This window comes from Hymenobacter crusticola, assembly GCF_002154225.1.
In the GTDB taxonomy this organism is placed as follows: domain Bacteria; phylum Bacteroidota; class Bacteroidia; order Cytophagales; family Hymenobacteraceae; genus Hymenobacter; species Hymenobacter crusticola.
This window is the reverse complement of the sequence record NZ_MTSE01000002.1, coordinates 689,314-713,463: the sequence shown is the minus strand read 5'-3', so window position 1 is coordinate 713,463 and position 24,150 is coordinate 689,314. Positions and strand designations below refer to the sequence as shown.

At 54.6% G+C, this 24,150-nt stretch carries 18 protein-coding genes; 15 read left to right on the top strand and 3 right to left on the bottom strand.

What is annotated here, in order from left to right; translation table 11 throughout:
- Positions 1-16 precede the first annotated feature (16 nt).
- The 8 genes from BXP70_RS06225 (at position 17) to BXP70_RS06190 (ending at position 12,111) form a co-directional block, all read left to right on the top strand.
- Positions 17-970 carry a bifunctional riboflavin kinase/FAD synthetase gene (locus tag BXP70_RS06225; RefSeq protein WP_086593150.1) on the top strand — a complete coding sequence of 318 codons (954 nt, stop codon included), beginning with the start codon at positions 17-19 and terminating at the stop codon, positions 968-970.
- A gap of 447 nt (positions 971-1,417) precedes the next feature.
- Entirely contained in the window at positions 1,418-3,934 is a 2,517-nt protein-coding gene (locus BXP70_RS06220; RefSeq protein WP_086593149.1) for a TonB-dependent receptor domain-containing protein, read from the top strand.
- Between the two features lie 95 nt (positions 3,935-4,029).
- Positions 4,030-4,725 carry a CoA transferase subunit A gene (locus tag BXP70_RS06215; protein ID WP_086593148.1) on the top strand — a complete coding sequence of 232 codons (696 nt, stop codon included), beginning with the start codon at positions 4,030-4,032 and terminating at the stop codon, positions 4,723-4,725.
- 314 nt (positions 4,726-5,039) lie between these two features.
- Positions 5,040-5,696: a 3-oxoacid CoA-transferase subunit B gene (locus BXP70_RS06210; protein WP_086593147.1), complete on the top strand. Its 657-nt coding sequence runs from the start codon at positions 5,040-5,042 to the stop codon at positions 5,694-5,696.
- Between the two features lie 243 nt (positions 5,697-5,939).
- Positions 5,940-7,073 carry a T9SS type A sorting domain-containing protein gene (locus tag BXP70_RS06205; RefSeq protein WP_086593146.1) on the top strand — a complete coding sequence of 378 codons (1,134 nt, stop codon included), beginning with the start codon at positions 5,940-5,942 and terminating at the stop codon, positions 7,071-7,073.
- Between the two features lie 252 nt (positions 7,074-7,325).
- Entirely contained in the window at positions 7,326-8,981 is a 1,656-nt protein-coding gene (locus BXP70_RS06200) for a bifunctional GNAT family N-acetyltransferase/carbon-nitrogen hydrolase family protein (RefSeq protein ID WP_086593205.1), read from the top strand.
- A 174-nt stretch (positions 8,982-9,155) separates the two neighbouring features.
- Positions 9,156-9,875 carry an SDR family oxidoreductase gene (locus BXP70_RS06195; RefSeq protein WP_086593145.1) on the top strand — a complete coding sequence of 240 codons (720 nt, stop codon included), beginning with the start codon at positions 9,156-9,158 and terminating at the stop codon, positions 9,873-9,875.
- A gap of 244 nt (positions 9,876-10,119) precedes the next feature.
- Positions 10,120-12,111 carry a DUF4394 domain-containing protein gene (locus tag BXP70_RS06190; protein ID WP_086593144.1) on the top strand — a complete coding sequence of 664 codons (1,992 nt, stop codon included), beginning with the start codon at positions 10,120-10,122 and terminating at the stop codon, positions 12,109-12,111.
- A 78-nt stretch (positions 12,112-12,189) separates the two neighbouring features.
- On the opposite strand, the gene BXP70_RS06185 is transcribed toward BXP70_RS06190, so the two are convergent.
- Positions 12,190-12,915, bottom strand: a complete 726-nt coding sequence (locus BXP70_RS06185; RefSeq protein ID WP_086593143.1) for an RDD family protein — start codon at positions 12,913-12,915, stop codon at positions 12,190-12,192.
- A gap of 116 nt (positions 12,916-13,031) precedes the next feature.
- Here BXP70_RS06185 and BXP70_RS06180 point away from each other — a divergent pair, with 116 nt between their 5' ends.
- The 7 genes from BXP70_RS06180 (at position 13,032) to BXP70_RS06150 (ending at position 21,759) form a co-directional block, all read left to right on the top strand.
- Positions 13,032-13,982, top strand: a complete 951-nt coding sequence (locus BXP70_RS06180) for a stage II sporulation protein M (protein WP_086593142.1) — start codon at positions 13,032-13,034, stop codon at positions 13,980-13,982.
- Between the two features lie 12 nt (positions 13,983-13,994).
- Entirely contained in the window at positions 13,995-15,017 is a 1,023-nt protein-coding gene (locus BXP70_RS06175; RefSeq protein WP_086593141.1) for a hypothetical protein, read from the top strand.
- Positions 15,018-15,128: 111 nt separating this feature from the next.
- A complete protein-coding gene (locus tag BXP70_RS06170; protein WP_086593140.1) occupies positions 15,129-15,869 on the top strand; it encodes a DUF4129 domain-containing protein in 741 nt (246 codons plus the stop codon).
- Complete coding sequence (locus BXP70_RS06165) at positions 15,869-17,125, top strand: DUF4350 domain-containing protein (protein WP_086593139.1); 1,257 nt, start codon at positions 15,869-15,871, stop codon at positions 17,123-17,125. The genes BXP70_RS06170 and BXP70_RS06165 overlap by 1 nt, the downstream gene beginning before the upstream one ends.
- 54 nt (positions 17,126-17,179) lie before the next feature.
- Positions 17,180-18,223 (top strand): AAA family ATPase, encoded by a 1,044-nt coding sequence (locus BXP70_RS06160; protein WP_086593138.1) that lies wholly within the window; start codon positions 17,180-17,182, stop codon positions 18,221-18,223.
- 82 nt (positions 18,224-18,305) lie between these two features.
- Positions 18,306-19,646 (top strand): DUF58 domain-containing protein, encoded by a 1,341-nt coding sequence (locus BXP70_RS06155; RefSeq protein ID WP_086593137.1) that lies wholly within the window; start codon positions 18,306-18,308, stop codon positions 19,644-19,646.
- Positions 19,647-19,695: 49 nt separating this feature from the next.
- Positions 19,696-21,759 carry a beta-N-acetylhexosaminidase gene (locus BXP70_RS06150; protein WP_086593136.1) on the top strand — a complete coding sequence of 688 codons (2,064 nt, stop codon included), beginning with the start codon at positions 19,696-19,698 and terminating at the stop codon, positions 21,757-21,759.
- A 90-nt stretch (positions 21,760-21,849) separates the two neighbouring features.
- Here BXP70_RS06150 and gmd read toward each other — a convergent pair whose 3' ends face one another.
- Positions 21,850-22,959: a GDP-mannose 4,6-dehydratase gene (gmd, locus tag BXP70_RS06145; protein ID WP_086593135.1), complete on the bottom strand. Its 1,110-nt coding sequence runs from the start codon at positions 22,957-22,959 to the stop codon at positions 21,850-21,852.
- 128 nt (positions 22,960-23,087) lie between these two features.
- Positions 23,088-24,029: a GDP-L-fucose synthase family protein gene (locus BXP70_RS06140; protein WP_086593134.1), complete on the bottom strand. Its 942-nt coding sequence runs from the start codon at positions 24,027-24,029 to the stop codon at positions 23,088-23,090.
- Positions 24,030-24,150: the final 121 nt, after the last annotated feature.

Here is a 24,150-nt window from a genome sequence, read left to right as displayed (position 1 = left end):
TAATTTATCCTCCTTCATGCAAGTCGTTCAGGATCTGGCGCAGTTTCCGCACCTCGGCAATGCCGTTGTTACGAGCGGCACCTTCGATGGCGTGCACGTAGGGCACCAGAAAATATTGCGTCGCCTGCTGGAGGTGGCGCAGCACGACCACGCGCCTTCTGTGGTTATCACCTACTGGCCCCACCCGCGCCTGGTACTGGCGCCGCCTCTCTCCCACCCCCAGCCGCTCAATTTGCACTTACTGTCTACGCTGGAAGAGCGAATTACGCTACTGGAAAAAGCGGGCGTTGATTATTTATTGGTGGTGCCCTTTACCAAGGAGTTTGCGCAGCTTTCCTCAGAGGAGTACATCCAGCAACTGCTCATCAAAACGGTTGGTACGCGCAAGCTGGTAATTGGCTACGACCATCGCTTCGGCAAGAACCGGGAGGGAAGCTTCGAATACCTGAGCCAGCATGCCGACCGCTACGGCATGGAAGTAGAAGAGATTCCGCGCGCCGATGTAGATGAAGTAGGCGTCAGCAGTTCGCGCATCCGCCGCGCTCTGGAAAGTGGCGATGTGCAGACGGCCAATCGTTACCTAGGTTACCCCTACACCCTAACGGGCATAGTTGTGCGCGGCCAACAGCTTGGCCGAACCATCGGCTACCCTACGGCAAATATTGTGAGTGAGGAGCCGCTAAAGCTTATTCCGAACCGCGGTGTATACGCCGTGATGGCCACTACCGCAGCTGGTGACACCTACCAGGCGATGCTGAACATAGGCGTGCGCCCAACAGTCGGTGGTGGCCTAGCCGAAACGGTAGAAGCGCATCTGCTCGACTTCGATGGGGATCTGTATGACCAACCGCTCACGGTGCAGTTTGTAGCCCGACTGCGCGACGAGCAGAAGTTCAACGGCCTTGACGCTCTGCAAGCGCAACTGGCAAAAGATGCCGACGAGGCTCGTCGTCACTTGATCAGCGGCTAGTTCTTCTTTCAAGAAAGCCCCTTGTTATACCCAGCTAAGTCTATGCGACTTAGCTGTTTTTTTTGCTACTACTTCAACTTATTTCCTAACTGCTAGCAACCTTCCGGCTCACCTAGCACTCTACCCTCTGCGCATAACGCTGTTGCGGCGGGTTCGCCTAGCTGCAAAGTGGGAGTTTAGTAACGCAGCTGAATTGCGCATATATGCTGGCTAATCTGAACGGAAGGCAGCGGAAATTTGACACAGCAAGCGAGAGATTACTGGTTGATTACTGCCTACTAAAACTGACGCCTTGCCTACTATAAATTTAATTTGAGCAACAGCCGATTTCAATAGTCTATTACTCAAGTACAGCTTTATATTTGGCCAGTCATATAATTTCTAGTGCTGAGTGCGTTAGACACGCAATCTATTACCTGTTATCTATTTCTAGTTCCTGTTATCCTCATGAAGCAGACTGCTACCTTGTGCCTGCTGCTAGCTACGCTAGCGCCCGGTGTTCGGGCCCAAACCACCACCCCTTCTATTACCTCTTCCAGCCTCAAGGGGCCTGGCGTGCTTCGAGGTAGCGTGCGCGATGGCGCCACGCAGAAACCCATTGAGTATGCCACCGTAACGCTGCTCCCCGCTACTGGCACTACGCCCTTAGCCAGTACCACCTGCGACGACAAAGGCCACTTTGAACTCAAGCAGCTGCCGAAGGGCTCCTTTCGACTGCAACTGAGCTTTGTGGGGTACACCCAGCGGGTCGAGAACGTGACCATCACGGACCAGGCCACCGACCTAGGGGCTCTCACCCTCACCGCCTCGGCACAGAAGCTAGGGGAAGTAACCGTGACGGGGCAGCGCCCTTTGGTGGAAACCAAGCCTGACCGCCTCATTTATAATGCCGAGCAGGACGCTACCAATGCTGGCGGTACCGCCACCGACGTGCTCCGCAAAACGCCCATGCTGAACGTAGACGTTGATGGCAATGTGCAGCTACGGGGTACTTCCAACTTGCGCATTCTCATTAATAATAAGCCCTCAGCTATGCTGGCGGGCAACCTAGCCGATGCGCTGAAGCAAATTCCGGCCGACCAGATTAAGTCTATTGAGGTGGTCACCTCTCCCTCGGCCAAATACGACGCGGAAGGCTCAGGTGGTGTGATCAACATTGTGTTGAAAAAGAGCAGTCTGCAGGGCGTGAATGGCAGCGTGGGCGCGAGTGGTGGCAACCGCAATCAGAGCACAAACGGCTCTTTGAACGTGCGGCGCGGCAAGCTAGGTGTAAACTCCCGGCTCAGCGTTTACCGTAGCAACTACCCTTACCGCTCCAGCCTTAGCCGCACCGATTTCACGCCAACTGGCGAGGGGCAATTGGAGCAGCGTACGGAGAGCCGCAGCACGGGCCGGGGTGGTTACGGACAAGTGGAGCTGGTGTATGAGCCTTCACCCTTGCACAGCTTCACGCTTAGTGGCAATGGCAACCTTTACCTAAGCCGCTCACCACAGAATCTATTCAACCAGTACGTCGCTCCTCCTCTTCCCTCAGGTGGCAGTCCCTATGCTCAGCGCGACACGTTATACTCCCGCGACATTCAGCAGCGTTACGAAGGTCGCAATTACGATTTCAATGCTGGCTACACCCGCACGTACGGCGAGGCGCATCCTCGCCGCGAGTGGAGTATGTTGGCTCAGCATACCCGTAGCACGAATACTGGCCGTTATTCTCTCGATCAGTACCACGACGCAGCTATTGAGAATGGCCCATTAGAATACCGGGAGCGCAGCACCAACCTAGCGCGCAACCTCGAAACTACGCTCCAAACTGATTACACGCACCCGCTCTCGGATAAGAACACGCTGGAAGCAGGTGCAAAAGTTATCCTCCGCCAAGTGAGCAGCGACTACAGCCTCGATACGCTGTTACTGGCCGAGCAGCCCGATTTTGCGCGCAGTTCGCGCCGCTCCAATGCCTTCAACTACCAGCAAAACGTAGCCTCAGCCTATAGTACCTATAGCTTCTCTATGGGCAAGAAGTATGCGTTTACCCTAGGTGCTCGTCTGGAGGGCACCTCTATTGAAGGGGATTTCCTAGGAACCGAGAGCCGGTTTACCAACCAATATCTCAATCTGTTGCCGAACCTGAACGTGACGCGCAACCTGAAGAAACCTGGCCATACTTTGCGCATGAGCTTCTCACGCCGTATCCAACGGCCGAATATTTACTTCCTAAATCCTTATATCAATCAGACAACCCCCAACAACGTTTATTACGGCAACCCCAACTTGTCGCCTGAGTTCACCAATGCGTATGAGTTGAGCTACAGCACCTTCAACGATAAAGCTTCGCTTAATGCCTCAGACTATGTACGGCGAACCGGTAATTCTATTGAGCGCTATAATATTTACAACGAAGCCCTAGCCCGTACCGAATCCACCTACGGCAACCTAGCTACCAACTCTAGTTATGGCCTCAGCTTGTATGGCTCCATAAAGCCCATCCCGGCCTGGAACATCAGCAGCAACCTGAATCCGAGCTACACGCGCCTGTATAGCGCAGCCCTGAGCCGCACCAACAGCCGCTTCAACCTGAACATGAGTCTCAACTCGTCCTTGAAGCTAGGTAAGCTTTATACAATACAGGCATTTGGTGGCGGCGGCACAGGCGGGGTTATGCTACAATCGCGCTACTCAGGCTACGCTTATTATTCGATGGGCCTAAAGCGGACACTGCTCAAGGAGAAGGCTGACTTGACGCTAAATGCAAACAACTTCTTTCAGCCAGGCCGTCAGTTCCGCTCGTCCACGGTTACCGATCAGTTTGTGAGTTCCAGCATTAGCTATCAGTACCAACGGTCGGTGAACCTGTCGTTCAACTATCGTTTTGGCAAGCTCGATAACAACAGCATGCGTCAGCGCCGCTCCATCCGCAACGACGACTCCAAAGGCGGTGGCAGCAGCACGGGTGGCAGCAACTAAAGAGGTAGCGTTGGGTGTAAGCTAGCTTTTGGGCTACGGCGCTACCGCGCATTGCCCAAAAACCCTACCTTGCTAGCCCACCCACCCTTACCGTTATGATTAACAAAGTAGTGGCCGACGCCCGGGCGGCACTGCAAGGCATCCGTGATGGCATGACGCTGATGCTAGGAGGTTTTGGCCTCTGCGGCATCCCCGAGAACAGCATTCAGGAGCTCCTGCGCCTTGGCGTCCGGAATCTCACTTGCATTTCCAACAACGCCGGCGTTGATGACTTTGGCATTGGCCTACTGTTGCAACAGCGGCAGGTGAAAAAGATGATTTCCAGCTACGTCGGCGAAAATGCGGAATTTGAGCGGCAGTTGCTTTCCGGCGAGCTAGAAGTGGAGCTCATTCCGCAGGGAACCTTGGCGGAGCGCTGCCGGGCCGGCGGGGCGGGCATTCCGGCGTTCTACACGCCGGCCGGCTACGGCACCGAAGTAGGCGAAGGAAAGGAGAGCCGGGAGTTCAATGGGAATATGTACCTGCTAGAAACAGCGCTGCATGCTGATTTTGCTTTGGTAAAAGCCTGGAAAGGCGACACCGCGGGCAACCTGCTCTACAAGGGCACGGCTCGCAACTTCAACCCTATGATGGCGACGGCAGGCAAAATCACTGTGGCCGAAGTGGAAGAGCTTGTGCCCGCTGGCGAGCTTGATCCAAACCAAATCCACACGCCGGGCATTTTTGTGCAGCGCATTTTCGAGGGCAAACACTACGAAAAGCGCATCGAACAGCGCACGGTACGCGTCTGAACCACGGATTCCTCCGGATTTTTCGGATTGATCGGATTTTGTGGACGATTTCTGTCAATTCTGAAAGTTTCCTGTAAACCTCGAGAGGACTAGTTGCCCGTTACCCTTGCATGGGGGCGTAAGCGTACCGCTCGCATTACGACTAAGTTAGTTTAGACAGCGTACTACTCTGTCTCTCTGTACTAGTCTCACTCACAGTAGGCAAGCTAAAAAAGCGTACAACTCACATTCCTACTGCGGTTAGCCACAATGAAAAGTACCGTCCACAAAATCCGAAAAATCCGAAAAATCCGCGGGAATCCGTGGTTCAGACCATGTTAGACAAACACGGCATTGCCAAGCGCATTGCGCAAGAAGTAAAAGACGGCTACTACGTGAACCTAGGTATCGGCATTCCGACGCTGGTAGCTAATTATATTCCGCCGGGCATCAACGTCGAGCTCCAGTCGGAAAACGGCCTGCTCGGCATGGGCCCTTTTCCTGTTGATTCCGAAGTCGACCCCGACCTTATCAACGCCGGCAAGCAAACCGTAACCACGCTGCCGGGTTCTAGCCTTTTTAGCTCGGCCGATAGCTTTGCCATGATTCGCGGCGAACACATCGACCTGACTATCCTAGGAGCCATGGAGGTCTCGGACCAGGGCGATATTGCCAACTGGAAGATTCCGGGCAAAATGGTGAAAGGCATGGGCGGCGCGATGGATCTCGTAGCGTCGGCGCGCAATATTATTGTGGCCATGCAGCACACCGCCCGCGATGGTTCCTCCAAGCTCCTATCGGCCTGCACGTTGCCGATTACGGGATTGCACTGCGTGAGAAAGGTGGTGACCGACCTAGCTGTGCTCGACATTACGCCCGATGGCTTTGTGCTACGTGAGCGGGCGCCGGGCGTTTCCGTTGAGCAAATCATAACAGCTACGGCGGGCCGGTTGGTTGTACCGCAAGCTGATATTCCAGAGATACAGTTCTGATGCTACTCGCTACCGCCGCTAGTTATTCCTGCTGCTGAAGACATGCTGAATTGGTAATTAGTGGAATCCCACCTAGAATTAGGTAGGATTGTAATGATATGGGCTGTTATATTTAGCAGCCTAACTAGTTGGTAGCTACAGCCGTATTCACTGGCTAACGCTCAAAATTCCTTAATAGGAATCTTGAGCGTTAGCTGCATTGCTAGCTAGCCCTGTCCTTCTGTCTACCCTAACCTTTACCGCATGCGCCACTCCTACTCTTTCCTTCTTTCGGCTTTCCTTACGGCTTCGACGCTCACGGCGCACGCCCAAACGCCCATCAGCATCACCCGCGACGACATGCCCAATACGGGCGACACGTTGCGCGTAAGCCAGACCGTTCAGCTTTCGGGCTCGTCGCTCAACGTGCGGGGCGCTAACCAGACCTGGAACTACACTAGCCTACGGCCACTTACCCAGCGGGTAATGCGGTACCAATCGGTAGCTAGCACTCCCCTCACGCTGCTAGCCACTTTTGGCTTACCCATTGGCTCTAATCGGGCGACCATTGCTACTCGCTACGACTTATCTGGGCTGAGCGAGCTAGGGTTGCCAGTGGGCGACGTGTATGGCTTTTTCAATGAGTCATCGAGCGACTATCGCCAGGTAGGGTTCGGAGTGCCGGTACCTACGGGGACAGCCACAATCGATCTGCCCGTTACGTACCAGAATCAGCAGTTGCAGGATGTGGTGTACCGCTTCCCCGTTACGTATGAAAAGCGTGACTCCAGCAACTCAAAGTTTGCCATCGACTTGCCCGGCGTAGCCTATCTGCGCGACGAGCAGAAACGTGTAAACCGGGCTGATGCTTGGGGGACGCTCATTACGCCCTTTGGCACCTTTGCGACGCTGCGGGTCGTGAGTACCCTCTACGCACGCGACAGTGTATCCGTGTCCGGCGCGCCGGGCGTCGTTATTCCGCGTCCTGTGAGCCGGGAGTACAAGTGGCTCGGCAAAAACCAGGGCATTCCGCTGTTACAAGTAACCACGCAGCTTGTAGCTGGTGAAGAAGTGGTGACTAGCGTTGTGTACCGCGACATTTACCGTCGCCCAGGCGGCGTACTAGCCACCAACAACACTCTAGCGGAAAAAAACCTAGCTGCCTACCCAAACCCCTTGCCAGCCACCGCCGACTTACGCCTGTTGCTCCCAGAAGCTGGCCCGGCTACCCTCACTGCTACCGACTTATCGGGCCGACTGCTGTTTAGCCGAACGCTGGTATCGACGACAAAAGAAGCCGTAATACCTGCCGCCGCTTTCGAGGGGTTCAGTGGTGTAGCGCTACTGCGCGTGCAGACCGCAGCGGGTGTGGCCGTGCGGCGCGTAGTACGAGAGTAACAGCCCAAGACCGTAGAAAAAGCACAGAAACGTAAACAGCCGGCTCTTAACTGAGCCGGCTGTTTTGTTGTTATCACGGTGCAATGAGCCTTTTTGCTACTAAAGTTGTTGCCTAACCGTAAGACGAACCTAGCTGCTCAGCATTAGGCAGGTATCTTTGATTTTGCTTCGACAATTATCCTCTCCTATATGGCAACCAATTCTAACAGCAAAACGGGCGGTAGCCACGCCAAAAAGCAGACGTTACCCGGCATGCCCAGCGCGGGTGAGCTACTGACCCCCACGGCCGTACCCGCTCACAAACTGGTGCTCCGGACGCTTACCAAGGGCGACTTTAAAGCGGTGAAAGCCATCATGGACAAGGTGTACTCCAACATGGAGGGTGCCTGGGCCGCTGATGAGTATGCTGCTTTGCTACGCAAATTCCCCGAAGGTCAGATTTGCATTGAAGACAACGGGGTAGTGGTAGCGGCGGCCCTAGCTATCATCGTGCAATACAGCGACTTTGGCGATAAGCACACGTATGCCAAAATTACCGGCAACGGTAAGTTCAACACCCACAACTCCGATGGCGATACACTCTACGGCGTAGATGTATTCGTGGACCCCGAGTACCGCTCCCTGCGCCTAGGTCGTCGTTTGTACGACGCCCGCAAGGAGCTGTGCGAAAACCTCAATCTACGCGCAATGGTAGCGGGCGGCCGTATTCCCGGCTACGCAGCTTACGCTAATGAGATGACGCCGGCGAAGTACGTAGAGATGGTGCGCAACAAGGAAATCACGGACCCGATCCTGACTTTCCAACTCGCAAACGAGTTTCACGTGCGCAAGATCATCAAGGGGTACCTACCCTACGACTCCGAATCCAAGGCTTTTGCGACGCTATTGGAGTGGATCAACGTGTACTACGAGGAAGAAGAGAAGCTGATCGGCAACCAGAAGTCAAACGTGCGCATTGGTATTGTGCAGTGGCAAATGCGCGCGACCAGCAGCCTCGAAGACTTCTACCAGCAGATTGAGTTCTTCGTGGACACCGTAAGCGGTTACAAGGCCGACTGTGTGCTGTTTCCGGAGTTCTTCAACGCCCCGCTGATGGCGCTTACCAACGAACAGTCACCTTCAGTGGCTATTCGCTCGATGGCGGCCTTCACGGAGCCCATCAAATCTAAGTTTATGGAGCTGGCGGTGAGCTACAACATCAACGTCATTGCGGGCTCTATGCCCCTGTATGAGGATGGCAAGCTATACAACGTGAGCTACTTATGTCGCCGCGACGGTACTGTAGATGAGCAGTACAAGCTACACGTAACCCCCGACGAAGCTAGCTATTGGGGTATGCGTGGCGGCGACAAGCTACGGTGCTTCGACACGGACTTTGGCAAAATCGGTATCCTGATCTGCTACGATTCGGAGTTTCCTGAACTTTCTCGTATGCTGTCTGATGAGGGCATGAAGATTTTATTTGTGCCTTTCTGGACAGACACCAAGAACGCGTACCAGCGCGTGCGCATCTGCGCCCAAGCTCGGGCTATTGAGAACGAATGCTATGTGGCCATCACAGGCTCGGTGGGCAACTTGCCGCGGGTCGAAAACATGGACATTCAGTATTCCCAGAGCGCCGTGTTCAGCCCTTCCGACTTCGCTTTTCCCCACGATGCCATCGTGGCCGAAGCCACCCCGAACACCGAGATGACGCTCATTGCTGACCTCGACCTCGATTTGCTGAAGGATTTGAATACCAGTGGCGCCGTGCGCAACCTGCGCGACCGTCGTAAGGATTTGTATTCGGTAAGCTGGGTGAAGAAGACCGAACGCGACGATGAGCTACTCGCCCAGGGCGAAGAGCGGGCGCCGCGCACAAGCAAGCGCAAGATGGTGCACCATGTGGCAACGAACCTAGCTGAATAAATGCACTGCCCGCGGGTGTCAGAAACCTGTTAGGCTAGCGTAGTAAGAAAGACCGGTGAGCTGTTTGTTCACCGGTCTTTTGCGTTTCAATGCCCCTTGATGGCTTCAATAGCTTAGAGAATAGGCGAATGGTCCTATATTCGAGTCCTTGTTACCATATTCCATTTCTCACCCATGAAACGTATTCTCATCACGGGCGCTAATCGGGGCCTAGGTCTTGAGCTTACCCGCCAATACCTTGAGCGCGGCGACCAAGTATTTGCCGCTAGCCGTCAGCCCGATGCTGCCACTGAATTGCAAGAATTGCAGGCGCAGTATCCGGATCACCTTTTCCCTGTTACGCTCGACGTAACCGATGAGGCATCCATCAATGCGGCCCATGCTGCGGTGCGCGCCAAAACCGATGGCCTCGAAATCCTTATCAACAACGCGGGTATCTACCCAGGCGCTAGCGCCGATGAGCCAACCAATCAGCGCCTAGGCCAGCTCACGGGCCAGGGTGCCATCCACGTGATGCAAACTAATGCCCTAGGCCCGATCCTGGTCTCTCAGCAATTCCTGGATCTGCTCCAGAATGGCGTAAAGGCTCGCATCCTGAGCTTGTCGTCGGGGCTAGGGTCACTTACTTGGAAGAGCTCTGGCGACCCCTACCACTACAGCGCCAGCAAAGCCGCCCTGAATATGTACATGCGTTCCTTGGCGGCCGAGGTAGGTCACTACGGTATCATTTCGGTGCTAGTTGATCCGGGTTGGGTGCGCACGGGGATGGGCGGCAGCGGTGCTACCCTTCCTCCTTCCGACTCAGCGCGCGGCATCATCCGTATCGCCGATCAGTTGCACACGGAAGAAAATGGCAGCTTCCTGACGTGGCAGGGCCAACCGGTGCCGTGGTAAGCTAGGTAGCCGTTTTAATGCTTTAGCAAAGGGTGACTTTCTACAGGAAGTCACCCTTTTTTTATCAAGCTCAGCGCCAATTTTTTACAACACAATACCCTCAAATAGTACATAACTTTCTTATTTACAGAACATTAAAATAATATTAAAAACAATCCATATATACTTTTACGTCGTATACACACAGCCGGCCTCCGGATGACCTTCCTGTTTTACCCTTATCTATTTCCACTTTTTGTTACCTATGAAAATTTCTACTCGCATGCCTTCCTTACGCCACACGCTGCTGGGGCTAGCTACCCTAGGCCTTACGGTAGGCGCCACTCAAATACAGGCGCAAACGGTGTATGGTTTGCTGGCAACCCCACTTCCTACTCCCACGCAAAGCGTTGTAACCTTCAATGCAACAACGCCCGCTGCTTTCACGGCGAATGTGCCAATTACGGGAACTACGGTTGGCGCAATTGTAGGCCTTGATGTGCGGCCGAACACGGGCCAACTATTTGCCCTTGGCTACAACAGCACGACGCAACAGGCACAGCTTTATATTCTGAGCCCAACTACCGGCGTGACGACAGCCGTCGGTAGTGCCATTACCCTGAACCTAGGTACGGATGTAAGCCGTATCGGCTTTGACTTCAACCCCACCGTTGACCGCATCCGCGTGACGGCTGGCAATGGCGCCAACTTCCGCCTCAACCCCAACAACGGTGCCCTCGCCGCCACGGATGGCACGCTAGCCTACGCTACTGGTGACACTAACGTGGGCCAGACGCCAGGTGTCGGCTCTTCCGCTTACACCAACAGCTACATCGGCTCCACAAGTACCACGCTCTATAACCTCGACGAAGCTAATAGCCGGCTCGTTACGCAGAATCCGCCAAACGACGGAAAACTCAATACGGTAGGAGCCTTAGGTGTGCCCACGAACGGCACCGCTCAGGTGTCAGACCTCGACATTTACTTCAACCCAACAACAGGAACGAACGTGGCGTACATGACGACTTCGGTTGTCAGCCTTACTTCTATCGCGTCTACCCTATACACGGTCGATCTGACCACTGGTGCGGCCACAGCCGTCGGTACCCTAGGTTCGACTAGCGCCGCCGCTGTCACGGATATTACCTTCGCCATCGACCGGCCTGCTTCGCTGCCCGCCGTTACGGGGCAACTCGCCTACGCGTTAGCAGGCTCCAACCTACTCACGTTCGACACGAGTCAACCAACCCTGGTGCGCACCTCAGTAGGCATTACGGGTGTTGATGCTGCCCAAACCCTGGTAGGGCTCGACGTACGTCCTAGCACTAATTCGCTTTACGCCCTGGGGTATAATGCTACTGCGCAAACGGCTCAACTTTACACCATCAACGATCTGACAGGCGTAGCGCGGGCTGTAAACGCCGTGCCGCTTGCTCTGGCACTAGGTAACGGCAAAGTAAGCTTCGACTTCAACCCCGTGGCCAACCTCATCCGGGTGATTGGTCGCAATGGCGCTAACTTCCGTCTCAATCCTGCGGATGGCAGTTTAGCCGGCACTGATACTCCCTTAACGTATATCGCCGGCGATGCAAACGCTGGTACTACACCAAACATTGGCGCTGTCGCTTATACCAACAGCATGATGGGCGCCACAACGACCGCGCTCTACAATTATGATTTGAACCTGAACGTGCTAACGCGCCAAGACCCGCCCAACGCAGGCACGCTCACTACCATTGGCGCGACCGGTGTGACCGCGAATGCTACCACCCCGAACGTAGACATGGATATTTTCTACAACACTGCCACTTCTACGAACCTAGCTTACCTGGTAGCCAACACTGGCACGGGTGCCAACACAACGCTCTATACCCTGAACGTAACCACCGGCGCGGCCACGGCAGTGGGTGCTATCGGCAACGGCATTGCCGCCCGTGACATTGCTATTGCCGGGCAAGGCGGCGTAACGGCTAACACGTCGGCGCGGGAGTTGGCCGCTGGTCTGAGCCTCTACCCTAACCCCGTGGCAGGCATCGACGCTACGGTGTCCTTCAAGCTGACGCAACCCACCCAAGTGGAGCTAACGGTATTCGATGCCCTCGGCCGTCAGGTGGATGTGTTGCACTCCGGTGTGTTATCGGCGGGCAACCAAACGGTGCGGTGGAACTCTGCGGCGCGCTCGAAAGGGCTGTATTTCGTCCGTCTGACGCTGGACGGCCAACCAGCCGGGGCACAACGTAGCCTGGTGCTAAACTAACCTAGCTACCTAGCTTACAAACGAAGAAGCCGTCCAAGTACACTTGGACGGCTTCTTCGTTTGTAAGCTAGGTAGTCTTTAGCTATAATATCCTTCGCTGGCTAAATGGGCGTGGTCGCGAAGAAGTGTGCGTAGAAACGCCTCATCCGATAGCGTCGTGTAGATTCCTGTAAGCCCTTTAACCTTGTTAGCAACTTCATTGAGCAGCAAGTAGTTTTGCCGCTCCAGGCCTTGCGTGAGCAACTGCCGAATAAGCGCTACGTCGTGATCAGCTAGGTTGGCCGCCTGCGGGAATACCACTTGGTAGTTCGGATCGGGCGGCCCAACGGTAGCACCTAGCTTCTTCCCCGTGGCGGGCCGTAGCCGCACGACCGTAGTGCCCGCGGCCAAATCGCCTAGGCGTTGCCCCCGGCCATTGAGCAGGATAGTAATAACTGCTACTGCTCCGGAAAAGATACCTAGGTCGATCAGGCGGAGCAGCCACCGCAGCAGATAGTCGCCGAGGCCAGGGCGGCCGCCATCGAGGCGAACGACTTTCAGGTCGCGGGCGCGCTTGCCCAAGCTTTGCCCGTTCAAGAACACTTCACAAATTAAGTGGTAAAACACGTACGGCACGCCTACCAGTGCAATAGCTACCCAGGGCAACGTAGTACGGCTGAGCCAAGAGCCTAGCCCAATCACCACCACGGCCCACACAAATAGCACTAAGTAGTCGAGAATAGTAGCAATAATCCGGTCCCCGATGCTGGCTACCTCGTATTCAATTGTAACATTTTGAGTTGTCTGAACTCGAATAGTAGCCATAGCGAAGTAAATGCCTGAGCCTTGTGAGCCGTAGGAGATTATGAATATATTTGTCTGAGTAGCTTTTTCCGGCTTGGCCCAAGGTTTACCTTCCTTTATTCCTGTGTTCGATACCTATGCGCGAAGCTGTCTTTTTGCGGCAAAATGCCGATAAGTGGCGCCTCTACGAAACGGAGCCGGTCAAAGACCCGGATGAGCTAGCGGCGCGGTTTATTGAACTCACCGACGACCTGTCGTTTGCGCGCACCTTTTACCCCGAGTCGCCCACGACACAGTACCTCAATGAGCTTACAGGCAAGCTACACCAAGCCATTTACAAAAACAAAAAGGAGCGCACCGGCCGGTTTGGCCAGTTCTGGCGCCGCGAGTTGCCGTTGTTGGTTGCCCGCTCGCATCGGCAGCTAGCCTGGGCTCTGATCTGCTTTCTTATCGCTACCGGCATCGGAGCGCTGTCGGCCGCCTACGACGATACGTTTGTGCGCGTGATCCTCGGGGACCAGTACGTGAACCAAACGCTGCGCAATATTGAGCGCGGCGACCCCATGGCTGTATACAAGAGCGCGGGCGAAACGTCGATGTTTCTGTTCATCACGGCCAACAACATCTTTGTGGCGCTCCGCACGTTTGCTATGGGCGTGCTGCTCTCCTTTGGCACGGCCTACGCCTTATTCACTAACGGGCTGATGCTCGGCGCGTTCCAGTACTTCTTTGTGGCTAAGGGGCTAGGTATCCAGTCGGCCCTCACGATCTGGATACACGGCACACTCGAAATCTCGGCCATTGTACTAGCCGGTGGCGCGGGTTTCGTGATGGGCAACAGCATCCTATTTCCGGGTACCTTTTCCCGTACTGAGTCGTTTCGGCGCGGCGCCCGCGATGGGCTAAAGCTAGCTATCGGCTTGGTACCCATCTTCGTGGTAGCCGGTTTTCTGGAAGGCTTTGTAACGCGCCATACCGAAATGCCGCTGGGCGCGAGCTTGCTCATCATTGGTGGCTCTTTCTGCTTTATTTTCTGGTATTTTATTCTTTATCCCATTCGAGTACAGCGCCTTGCCGCTAGCTCCTGATCCTAGGTCCTTATGCCGCGTCTTGCCTTTACCCAACCTGCCGACTTTCTGAAAGAGCGCGACTTTGGTCAGAAGCTCGAAGCCACGTTCGACTTCGTGCGGGCCCATTTTAAGCCGCTAGGCAAGTGTTTGCTCTACATTGCGTTGCCAGTAGCGCTGCTTAGTGGCCTGGCTAATGGCATCTTTCAATATTACCTGAGTAGCACCTTGCTGCAACGTTCGTCTTCAGCCGATGGCGCTAGCTCGTCTTGGTCTATAGTAAGCACCATGGTGTCTTCGCCGCTGTATGTGGTGCTGACGCTGACAGGCTTCGTCACGGTAAGCTTCATGCTTCTCACCGTGTACGGCTACATGGTGTTGCGGCTACGCAACGAAGACCCCGCGGCAGAAGTGACGGTAGCGGAGGTGTGGGCACTGGTTCGTAGTCGGCTGCTCGGCACTATTGGCGCTTTGCTAGGCTTGATGGTGTTCGTGGGGCTGCTCGCTTCCCCTTTCTTTTTGTTTGTGGGGCTGGCTGCCCAACAGCAATTTGGGGCGCTTGCCCTGGTAGGCGTGCTCATGCCATTCCTCTACATGGCTATTCTGTATGTAGTGGTAGCGCTCAGCTTGTTCTTCATCATCTGGGTACGCGAAGAGCTAGGTTTTCTGGCCACGCTGCGCCGTTCCTTCTACTTGGTGTGGGGCAAGTGGTGGTCCACATTCGGGCTGATTATCGTGCTAGGCATCATACTAGGCCTCCTGACTTCCGTGGTAGTGGTACCCGTGACCTTGACGACTGCATGGTCCATCTTCTCGGCTCGCGAATCAGTCATCAGTCCGGTCCTGACCGTAGCTGCCAATGCCCTCAGTACGCTCGTTATGCTTTTTATGTACCCAATCATTTTTATCGGGCTAGCTTTTCAATACTTCAACTTGGTGGAGCGCAAAGATGGCGAAGGCTTGCGCTCTTTAGTCGACCGCATCGGCCAGCCCGCCCAGCCCGCTCCCCTCCACCCCACCGATTACTACCAACCCGATGAAGAAGGAGACTACTAGGGTTTAGGGTTTCGTGTACCTTTCCTAAAATCACTTAGTCACCCCCGCTTCTATCTGAGCATTTTGTCCTCTCGTTTCCTTCTATCTGCTTTGAGGCTAGCTTCTGCGCATATGCAGCGTAGAGGCGGCGTCTTGTTGCTGCTCGCTATGCTAGGCTCGGTGCTTGCTGCAGTGCCTCTGGCGGCGCAGTCAGTGCCACCTTCCACGCCGGTCGCAGTTGCGCCGCATGTGCCACTACGCCGCCCTACGGCCGCTCACCTGCAAGATCTGCGCAGCCAACACGAGTTGCAGTACGAAACAGATCCAGTGCCCCAAGCCAGCGTCTGGGACTTGTTCTGGTACCGTGTGCAGCGCTGGCTAGGTCGTACCTTAAATGGCTCAGTGTACCAGCACGGCGGCCGTTACGTTGTGTACGGCGCCTTTCTCGTTGCCTTCGCCTTCATTGTCTTGCGCCTGCTCAAAGTTGATCTTACAAGCGCTTTTGGCCGCAATCCGCAGCGCATGCCGCTAGCTTACACCACCGAAGGCGAAGACATTCACGCCGTTGATTTCCCGAGCCGCATCGCCGAGGCAGAGTCAGCGGGAGATTACCGCTTAGCCGTGCGCCTCGGCTTTTTGAGCGTGCTCAAGCAACTAACCGACCGCGGCCTGCTTACTTGGCGACCCGAGAAAACAAACGCCGACTACTTAGCTGAGCTGCCTGCCGGGCCTTTGCCCGTGGCGTTCCGCGCAGTAGCCCAGCAGTTTGAATACGCCTGGTATGGCGAGTTGCCGCTGACAGCGGCTCACTATACCCTGGTTCGCGAGGCCCGGGCAGCCTTGTTGCAGCTTCTTACGACCCGCGCCGCCTGATGAAAAATCGCCGGTTTCAACTGTATCTACTAGGCTTGTTGGTTTTGTTTGGGGCCTACGTAGCGGCGGAATATTACCGGCCCAAGCCGGTTGATCGTACGCCTACCTTCATCAACCACGACAAGATCCCGTACGGCACCTATGCGCTGTTCGACTTACTACCCGACTTGTTCAAACGTCCCGTGCAAACGGTACGGGAACCGATCTTCAACCAGCTTTACCCCAGCGCCAACCCCGATAACCCCAGTATTGACAGCAACGAACCTCTCGCCACGAACGTCAACTATTGTTTCGTCAACAGTATTTTCCGGCTGGATTCGCTTGATTGCAACGCCTTGCTCCGGTTCGTAGCTAGTGGCAACCATGTATTCATCGCAGCTGAAGAATTTGATGCCGAGCTAAGTGACACGCTGCACTTCGATACCGATACGTACGCCCGGGTGCGTACGCTACGCAACGGCATGGGCGCGCTGCGCACCGATTCGGTAACGTTGCGCTTCGCGGCAGGTGGTCCGGCTTCGCAGCGGCGTTTTCGGTACCCTAGGCAGTTAGCGACAACGCATTTTGTTCTTGATAGTACCGACACGCGACCTAAGGTGCTGGCAGCCGATACGCGCAACCACCCGGTACTCTTGCGCATTTCGCACGGACGCGGCAGCTTTTATCTCTGTTCCGTCCCCATTGCTTTCACCAATTTGTATGTGCTCCGGCCACAAACCAGCGATTTTGCTTTTGCAGGCCTCTCCTACCTGCCAGCACCGCGCACCGTTTGGTGGGATGAATATCAGAAGCAAGGCCGTATAGGACAACAATCGTTGCTGCGTGTAATGCTTCGTTATCCGGCATTGCGCACGGCTCTTTATGCTAGCTTACTCGGTGTGGTCCTGTTCATTGCCTTCGAGGCGAAGCGGCGGCAACGCATCATCCCGGTATTGAAGCCGCTGCCAAACACCACACTACTCTTCACGCGCACCGTCGCATCGCTGTATCAGCAGGGCAATAATCATCAGCTCATTGCCGAAAAGAAGATCAGTTTGTTTCTGGAATACATCCGCACGCGGTTCCACGAAAACACCCACAACCTAACCGATGAGTTGTTTCGCGAGCGACTCGCACAGAAAGCGGGTCTCACCCGAACACGCGTCGACGAATTAATACGCCTCATCAACTTTGCCCGCACTGCCCCCCGCGTTTCCGACCAAGACTTACTCACGCTGAGTAGACGCATAAGTGATTTTCGGCGCGATGCACGCTAGTTTTTCTACTGGCGGCTATTTCCCTTCTTCTATCCTGCAAAAACTATCCATCGAATGGAAAACGAATCTCCTTCTTTAGCGCCTGATTCTCCTCAACTTCCACCGGGCGCATCGCTGCCCAATGTACCAGCAGGATTTGCACCGCGAGCCGATCTTGGCAAGCTACAAGCCAGCGCCGACGCTATTCGCCGGGAGCTAGGGAAGGTCATTGTGGGCCAACAAACGCTGCTCGACTTGCTGCTCACCGCTATTTTGGCCGATGGCCATGTGCTGCTCGAGGGCGTGCCTGGCGTGGCAAAAACACTGACGGCCAAGCTCCTGGCGCGCACCCTAGCTATTCCCTTCAGCCGTATTCAGTTCACGCCGGATCTGATGCCGTCAGACGTGCTCGGCACCTCGGTTTTCCGACCCAATCAAGCCGAATTTGAATTTCGACCTGGTCCCATTTTCGCCAGCGTCGTCCTGATCGACGAAATCAACCGTGCCCCGGCCAAGACTCAGTCAGCTTTGTTTGAGGTGATGGAAGAGCGCCACATCACGCAAGATGGCACCACGTACCCCATGCAAGAGCCTTTCTTGGTGCTGGCGACGCAAAACCCCATCGAGCAGGAAGGCACGTACCGCTTACCCGAAGCACAGCTCGACCGTTTTCTGTTCAAGATCAACGTCGGCTACCCAACTACGGCCGAAGAGGTAGCTATCCTGCAAGGGCACCACGCGGGTTTCGGTGGCACGCCGCTCGAAGCGGTGAATCCCATCTTGAGCGCCGCGGATATTCAGGGGCTACGCCAACAAGTTCGTCATCAACACGTTGAGCCGAAGTTACTGGAATACATTGCGCAACTCGTTGGCAGTACGCGCGCGCATAAGGCGCTCTACCTAGGTGCCTCGCCCCGCGCTTCCTTGGCGCTGCTCAACGGCGCCAAAGCCCTGTCGGCCTTGCGCGGCCGCGACTTTGTGACGCCCGAGGATGTGCAGTTCTTGGCGCCTGCTGTATTACGTCACCGCATCTTGCTTACTCCCGAGCGCGAGATGGAAGGCGTTTCCCCCGATGACGTAGTAAAGCAGATTATTCAGCAGCTGGAAGTACCTAGGTAATTTGTAGTTACCGTTTATCAGCGCCCAGTTATGAGCCGCTATAGCTTTCTCCTATTTAGCTTCTATTCGACAGTCCCGTGACATGTTTCTAACCCCTCGCTTCTTTTTAGCTTTAGCGGTTGTCATAATCGGGCTAGTGGTGGCTTTTTTCCTGCCGGTGCTGCTTCCTCCTTTTCAGATAGCCTTGGCGCTCCTGGCAATACTTACGTTGCTGGATGCACTGCTGCTCTACACGCCAGGTCAGAATGGAGCGGGGCACGTTTTTGGACGCCGCGTGCTGGGCGATAAGCTCGCGAACGGCAGCGAAAACGATATTGCTATCTACTTAGAAAACCACTACCGTTTCCCCGTTAATACCCAAACCATCGACGAGATACCGGTGCAGTTTCAGCGCCGCGACGTGCTCTTTCGGGCGGCCTTGAGAGCTGGTGACACGGCCATCATCCGGTACCAACTGCGCCCCACGAGGCGCGGCGAATACCAGTTCGGAGCCGTCAATGTATTTGTGGCTTCTCCCATCGGGTTGATACGTCGGCGATTTCGCTATGGGCAAGATCAGCTAGTACCGGTCTATCCGTCGTTTTTGCAAATGCGCCAGTATGAACTGCTTGCCATTAGCAACCGCCTGACGGAAGTAGGCGTGAAGCGGATTCGCCGCGTGGGCCACAGCCTAGAGTTTGAGCAAATTCGGCCCTACGTAGCCGGCGACGACCCGCGTGCTATCAACTGGAAGGCGTCTGCGCGCCGCGCTAGTGCCAGCACCGATACCTTCGTTGTAAATCATTTTCAGGACGAGCGCGCTCAGCAGGTATACTGCCTCATCGACAAAGGCCGGGTAATGCGCATGCCGTTTGCCGGTCTCAGTCTGCTGGACTATGCCATCAACGCGACGTTGGTCGTTAGCAACATCGCACTCATCAAGCACGACAAAGCGGGTCTGGTCACGTTTTCGAACAAGCTCAGTACCATTGTGCCGGCCGACCGCCGCAGTGGCCACATGCTCAAGCTATTGGAAGTGCTCTACCGACAGCGCACCAAATATCTCGAAACCGATTTTGAGCTCCTTTACACAAATATCAAGGCCAAAATTCGGCAGCGGAGCTTATTAATTCTGTTTACCAACTTCGAAACGCTGAGCGGACTGCAACGGCAGCTGCCGTACCTGCGGCGGTTAGCTAAAGATCACTTACTGCTAGTTGTATTCTTCGAGAATACGGAGCTAGACGCGTACCTGAACTCGCCCGCCGACACGACCGAGGACGTTTACAATCAAACCATTGCCGAGAAGTTTTCCCAAGAGAAGCGCCAAGTTGTACGGGAGCTACAGCGTTATGGCATTCATGCCCTGCTCACGGCGCCAGCCAACCTGACGATCAACACAATCAACAAATACCTAGAGTTCAAGTCGCGGGGGTTGATTTAGGCTATTAAATGGTTTTGATACCTTCGGCTTTCCAACCTGAGGTTTCTACATGCTTGTCTCTCTTCGCATAGGGCGTCTGCTGCTCTGTAGCTTTTTTCTTTCTTGTTCTTTCATTGCGCAGGCGCAACCCACGGATACTCGCCAGCTGATGCCCGTGCCAGCACAGCTTACGTGGGGTACAGGCCATTTTGCGCTCAGAGGCAAACTAGGTGTCCGTTTTGAGAGTGACACCGATCCGGCGGTGCGTACGGCAGCCAATCGGCTCGCAACCCGGCTCAGCAAAAAAACTGGTTTCACGCAGCCTAAACCCGCTCTGACCATTCGCTACGGCCGGGTTGGCGGAGCAAAGCTAGGGGAAGACGAGTCATATAGCTTGCGCGTCACGCCGATTGGGGTTGCGCTTACTGCGGCTACCAGCCTAGGGGCACTCCGGGGCCTCGCCACGTTAGAACAGCTCTTAACCCAGGAAAAGAAAAGCTATTATTTCCCCGAAGTCGACATTACCGATCAGCCGCGTTTTGCGTGGCGCGGGCTTTTAATAGATGCTGCGCGGCACTTCATGCCGGTTCCAGTAATCAAGCGCAACCTAGATGCCATGGCGGCAATGAAGCTCAATGTGCTGCACTGGCACCTATCCGACGACCAAGGTTTCCGAGTGGAAAGCAAGGTACTGCCCAAGCTTCAAGAAGTGGCCGCCTCGGGGCAATATTATACCCAAGCCCAAGTGCGCGAGGTAGTACGCTATGCAGCGGCCCGCGGCGTTCGGGTAGTGCCCGAGTTTGACTTGCCAGGTCATACTACAGCGCTCATTGCCGCTTACCCGGTGCTTGCTAGCAACGACTCCGTTTACGCCCCGGCCCAGCGCTGGGGAGTGCTCAACATTGCCATCGATCCAACCCGGGAAAGCACGTACCAGCTATTGGATACCTTGCTCACAGAAATGATGGGGCTCTTTCCCGACGCCTATTTCCACCTTGGGGGCGACGAAAATAATGGGCAACAGTGGCGCCGCAATCCGCGCATTGCAGAATACATGCGCGCTAATAATATGGTAAAGGAGAACGGCAAGTTTGACACCCATGCGTTGCAAACAGCCTTTATGCGTCGTATGCTGCCTATTGTTACAAAAGGTGGGAAGATCATGGTCGGCTGGGATGAAATACTTGCGCCTGATTTACCAGCCGAGATTGTCATTCAGAGCTGGCGCGGCCGCAAAGCCCTGTACGAAGCGGTAAAAGCTGGTCACCCCGCTTTACTGTCCAATGGCTATTATATTGACCTTAACTACAGTGCGGCTTCCCACTACCTGAACGATCCGCTCCCGGCCGATAACGGCCTGACGCCAGAGCAACAACAGCGGGTGTTAGGAGGCGAAACCGCCATGTGGGCTGAATTTGCGGACTCTACTATTCTGGACAGCCGCATCTGGCCCCGTGCTGCTGCCGTTGCCGAGCGTTTCTGGTCTCCGAGCACCGTGCGCGATGTGCCCGACCTATACCGCCGACTGGCTATTGTATCGCGCCAGCTCGACGACCTAGGTTTGCAGCATCGACGTGTACCGGAGCAGCTTCTACTCCGCCTTGCAGGCAAGCAATATGTAACTCAATTAGGAGTTTTAGCGGGTGTGATAGAGCCGGTAAAGGAATACAAACGCCACCGCCAGGGCTTCACCTACACCACCCAAACCCCCCTGAATCGACTCGTTGATGCCGCTTTGCCCGAAGCGGAAGCCGCTCGCCAGTTCGGCGTTGGTGTCAGCGCGTTGCTTCAATCATTCGCAAGCGCCTTGACCGGCAAGCTCCCGCAAGATGCCCAAACGCTTACCACATTCAACACGTTGCGCACTACGCTCTCAAAATGGCAGGCCAACGATGCATTGCTACAACCACTACTTACCAAAGAGCCATCCTTACAAGAATATGCTCCTTTATCGACCCAACTTGCTACACTAGCGACCCTGGGTCTGGAGCGGCTCCGCTTGCTGGAGAAGGGCGAGAAACCCACACCTGCCTGGCAGGCTGCTGCCGTACGTCAAGTCGAAGCTGCCAAAGCGCCCGCTGGGCAAGCGGAGCTAGCTATCGTGGAGAGTATGCGGAAGCTAGTCACGCTTTGAGCCAGCAGCAGTTTGCTCACGACACCAGTTAATATAAACAAAAAGGCCAGGCTTGATGAGCCTGGCCTTTTTGTTTGCCTGTAAGTTCAACTACTCTTTGTAGCTGTATACTTTGTGACCGCCTTTCAGCAAGTACTTGTCGCGCTTGAACAAGCTTACGTCTGCGCTTACCATTTCGCTTACCAGGGCAGCGAGGTCATACTTAGGCTCCCAGCCCAACTTCTCTTTGCACTTGGTAGGATCACCGATGAGCAGTTCTACTTCTGTCGGACGGAAATAAGCAGGGTTTACTTTTACAACTACTTGACCGATTGGCAACTGATACTCTGGATCGTTGCAAGCGGTAATAGTGCCGATTTCGTTTACACCTTCGCCGGTGAACGTTACTTCTACGCCTACTTCGGCAAATGCCAGGCGTACAAACTCACGTACCGTCGTCGTTACGCCAGTAGCAATAACGAAGTCCTCAGGCTCGTCTTGCTGCAGGATACGCCACATGGCTTCTACATAGTCTTTTGCGTGGCCCCAGTCGCGGCGAGCATCTAGGTTACCTAGCTCAATGCACTCTTCCAGTTCGGTTACGATCTGGGCTACACCACGGGTAATCTTACGCGTTACGAACGTTTCACCGCGCATCGGCGACTCGTGGTTGAAGAGGATACCGTTTACAGCGTACATGCCGTAAGCCTCACGGTAGTTCACCGTAATCCAGTAGCCATAGAGCTTCGCAACGGCATAGGGCGAACGAGGATAGAAAGGCGTTCTTTCCGACTGAGGCACTTCTTGTACCAAGCCGTAGAGCTCCGACGTAGAAGCTTGATATACACGCGTTTTCTTGGTCAGGTCAAGGATACGAATAGCTTCCAGGATGCGTAGCGTACCAATGCCGTCAACGTTAGCTACGTACTCAGGCTCGTCGAACGACACCTTCACGTGCGACATGGCACCTAGGTTGTAAATTTCGTCGGGCTGGATCTCCTGGATCAGGCGGATCATGTTAGTGGTATCCGACAAGTCACCGAAGTGCAGCTTGAACTTAGCGCCGGCTGAGTTGCCTTCGTAGAGGTGGTCAACGCGGTCGGTGTTGAATAGCGAGGTGCGACGTTTTACCCCGTGCACTTCATAGCCTTTGCTGAGCAGAAGCTCTGCTAGATAGGACCCATCTTGTCCTGTGATACCTGTGATTAGAGCGACCTTCATGAGGAAAGTTGTTTGACTTGGATGATTATACTGTAGCGTTAGTACTAAGCAAGCAATGCTTGCTTAGTAGGCGATTCGGCTGAATGTAGTGGTTAGTAACCACAAACAATGTAAGAAATAAATAGCTATTACTGAGCTACTTCAGGAGCTGTAGCCAGGAACTCGGCGTAGGCTTTACGCACGCCTTCTTCGAGCTTGGTTGTGTAAGACCAACCTAGGTCGGTTAGCTTGCTTACATCCATAAGCTTGCGTGGCGTACCGTCTGGGTAGTTGGAGTTGAAGCGTAACTCCCCTTCGTAGCCTACGATAGACTTGATGAGTTGCGCTAGCTCCGCGATGGTCACGTCTTCGCCCGTACCAACGTTGACGAAGCCAGAATCATCGAAGTTTTGCAGCAAGAAGTAGCAAGCGTCGGCTAGGTCATCGGCGTACAAGAACTCACGACGCGGTGTGCCCGTGCCCCAGATTTCAACGGCGGGTGTACCGTTGATCTTGGCTTCGTGAAACTTCCGGATCAATGCAGGCAGCACGTGCGAGCCTTTCAGATCGTAGTTGTCGTTGGGACCATACAAGTTGGTTGGCATAGCCGAGATGAAATTCGCCCCGTATTGGCTACGGTAAGCGTCGCACATCTTGATGCCGGCAATTTTAGCAACGGCATATGGCTCGTTGGTTTCTTCCAACAAGCCCGTCAGAAGCGAATCTTCTTTCAGCGGCTGAGGAGCTAACTTCGGGTAGATGCAGGAAGAACCTAGGAACAGTAACTTCTCCACGCCGTGCACAAAACTCTGATGAATCACGTTGCTTTCGATCATCAGATTATCGTAGATAAAATCCGCACGGTAGGTATTGTTCGCTAGAATACCACCCACTTTGGCAGCAGCGAGCACCACGTATGCAGGTTTCTCTTCCGCAAAAAAGGCAGCTACCGCAGCTTGGTTACGCAAGTCAAGCTCTGAGGAGCTACGCAGGATAAAATTCTTGTGACCAGCCTTTTGCATCCGCCGCAAGATGGCCGAGCCAACCATACCGCGATGGCCAGCGATGTATACCGGAGCTTCAAGATTCATAGTAGAAAGTATTTGGTAAGCAGGCTCTACAGACTATCTCCGAGCACACGCACATGAGCAAATGTAAATTGTTTGTTTGACATATACGCTTTAAACTTTACTCAGATCAAGTATTAAGATT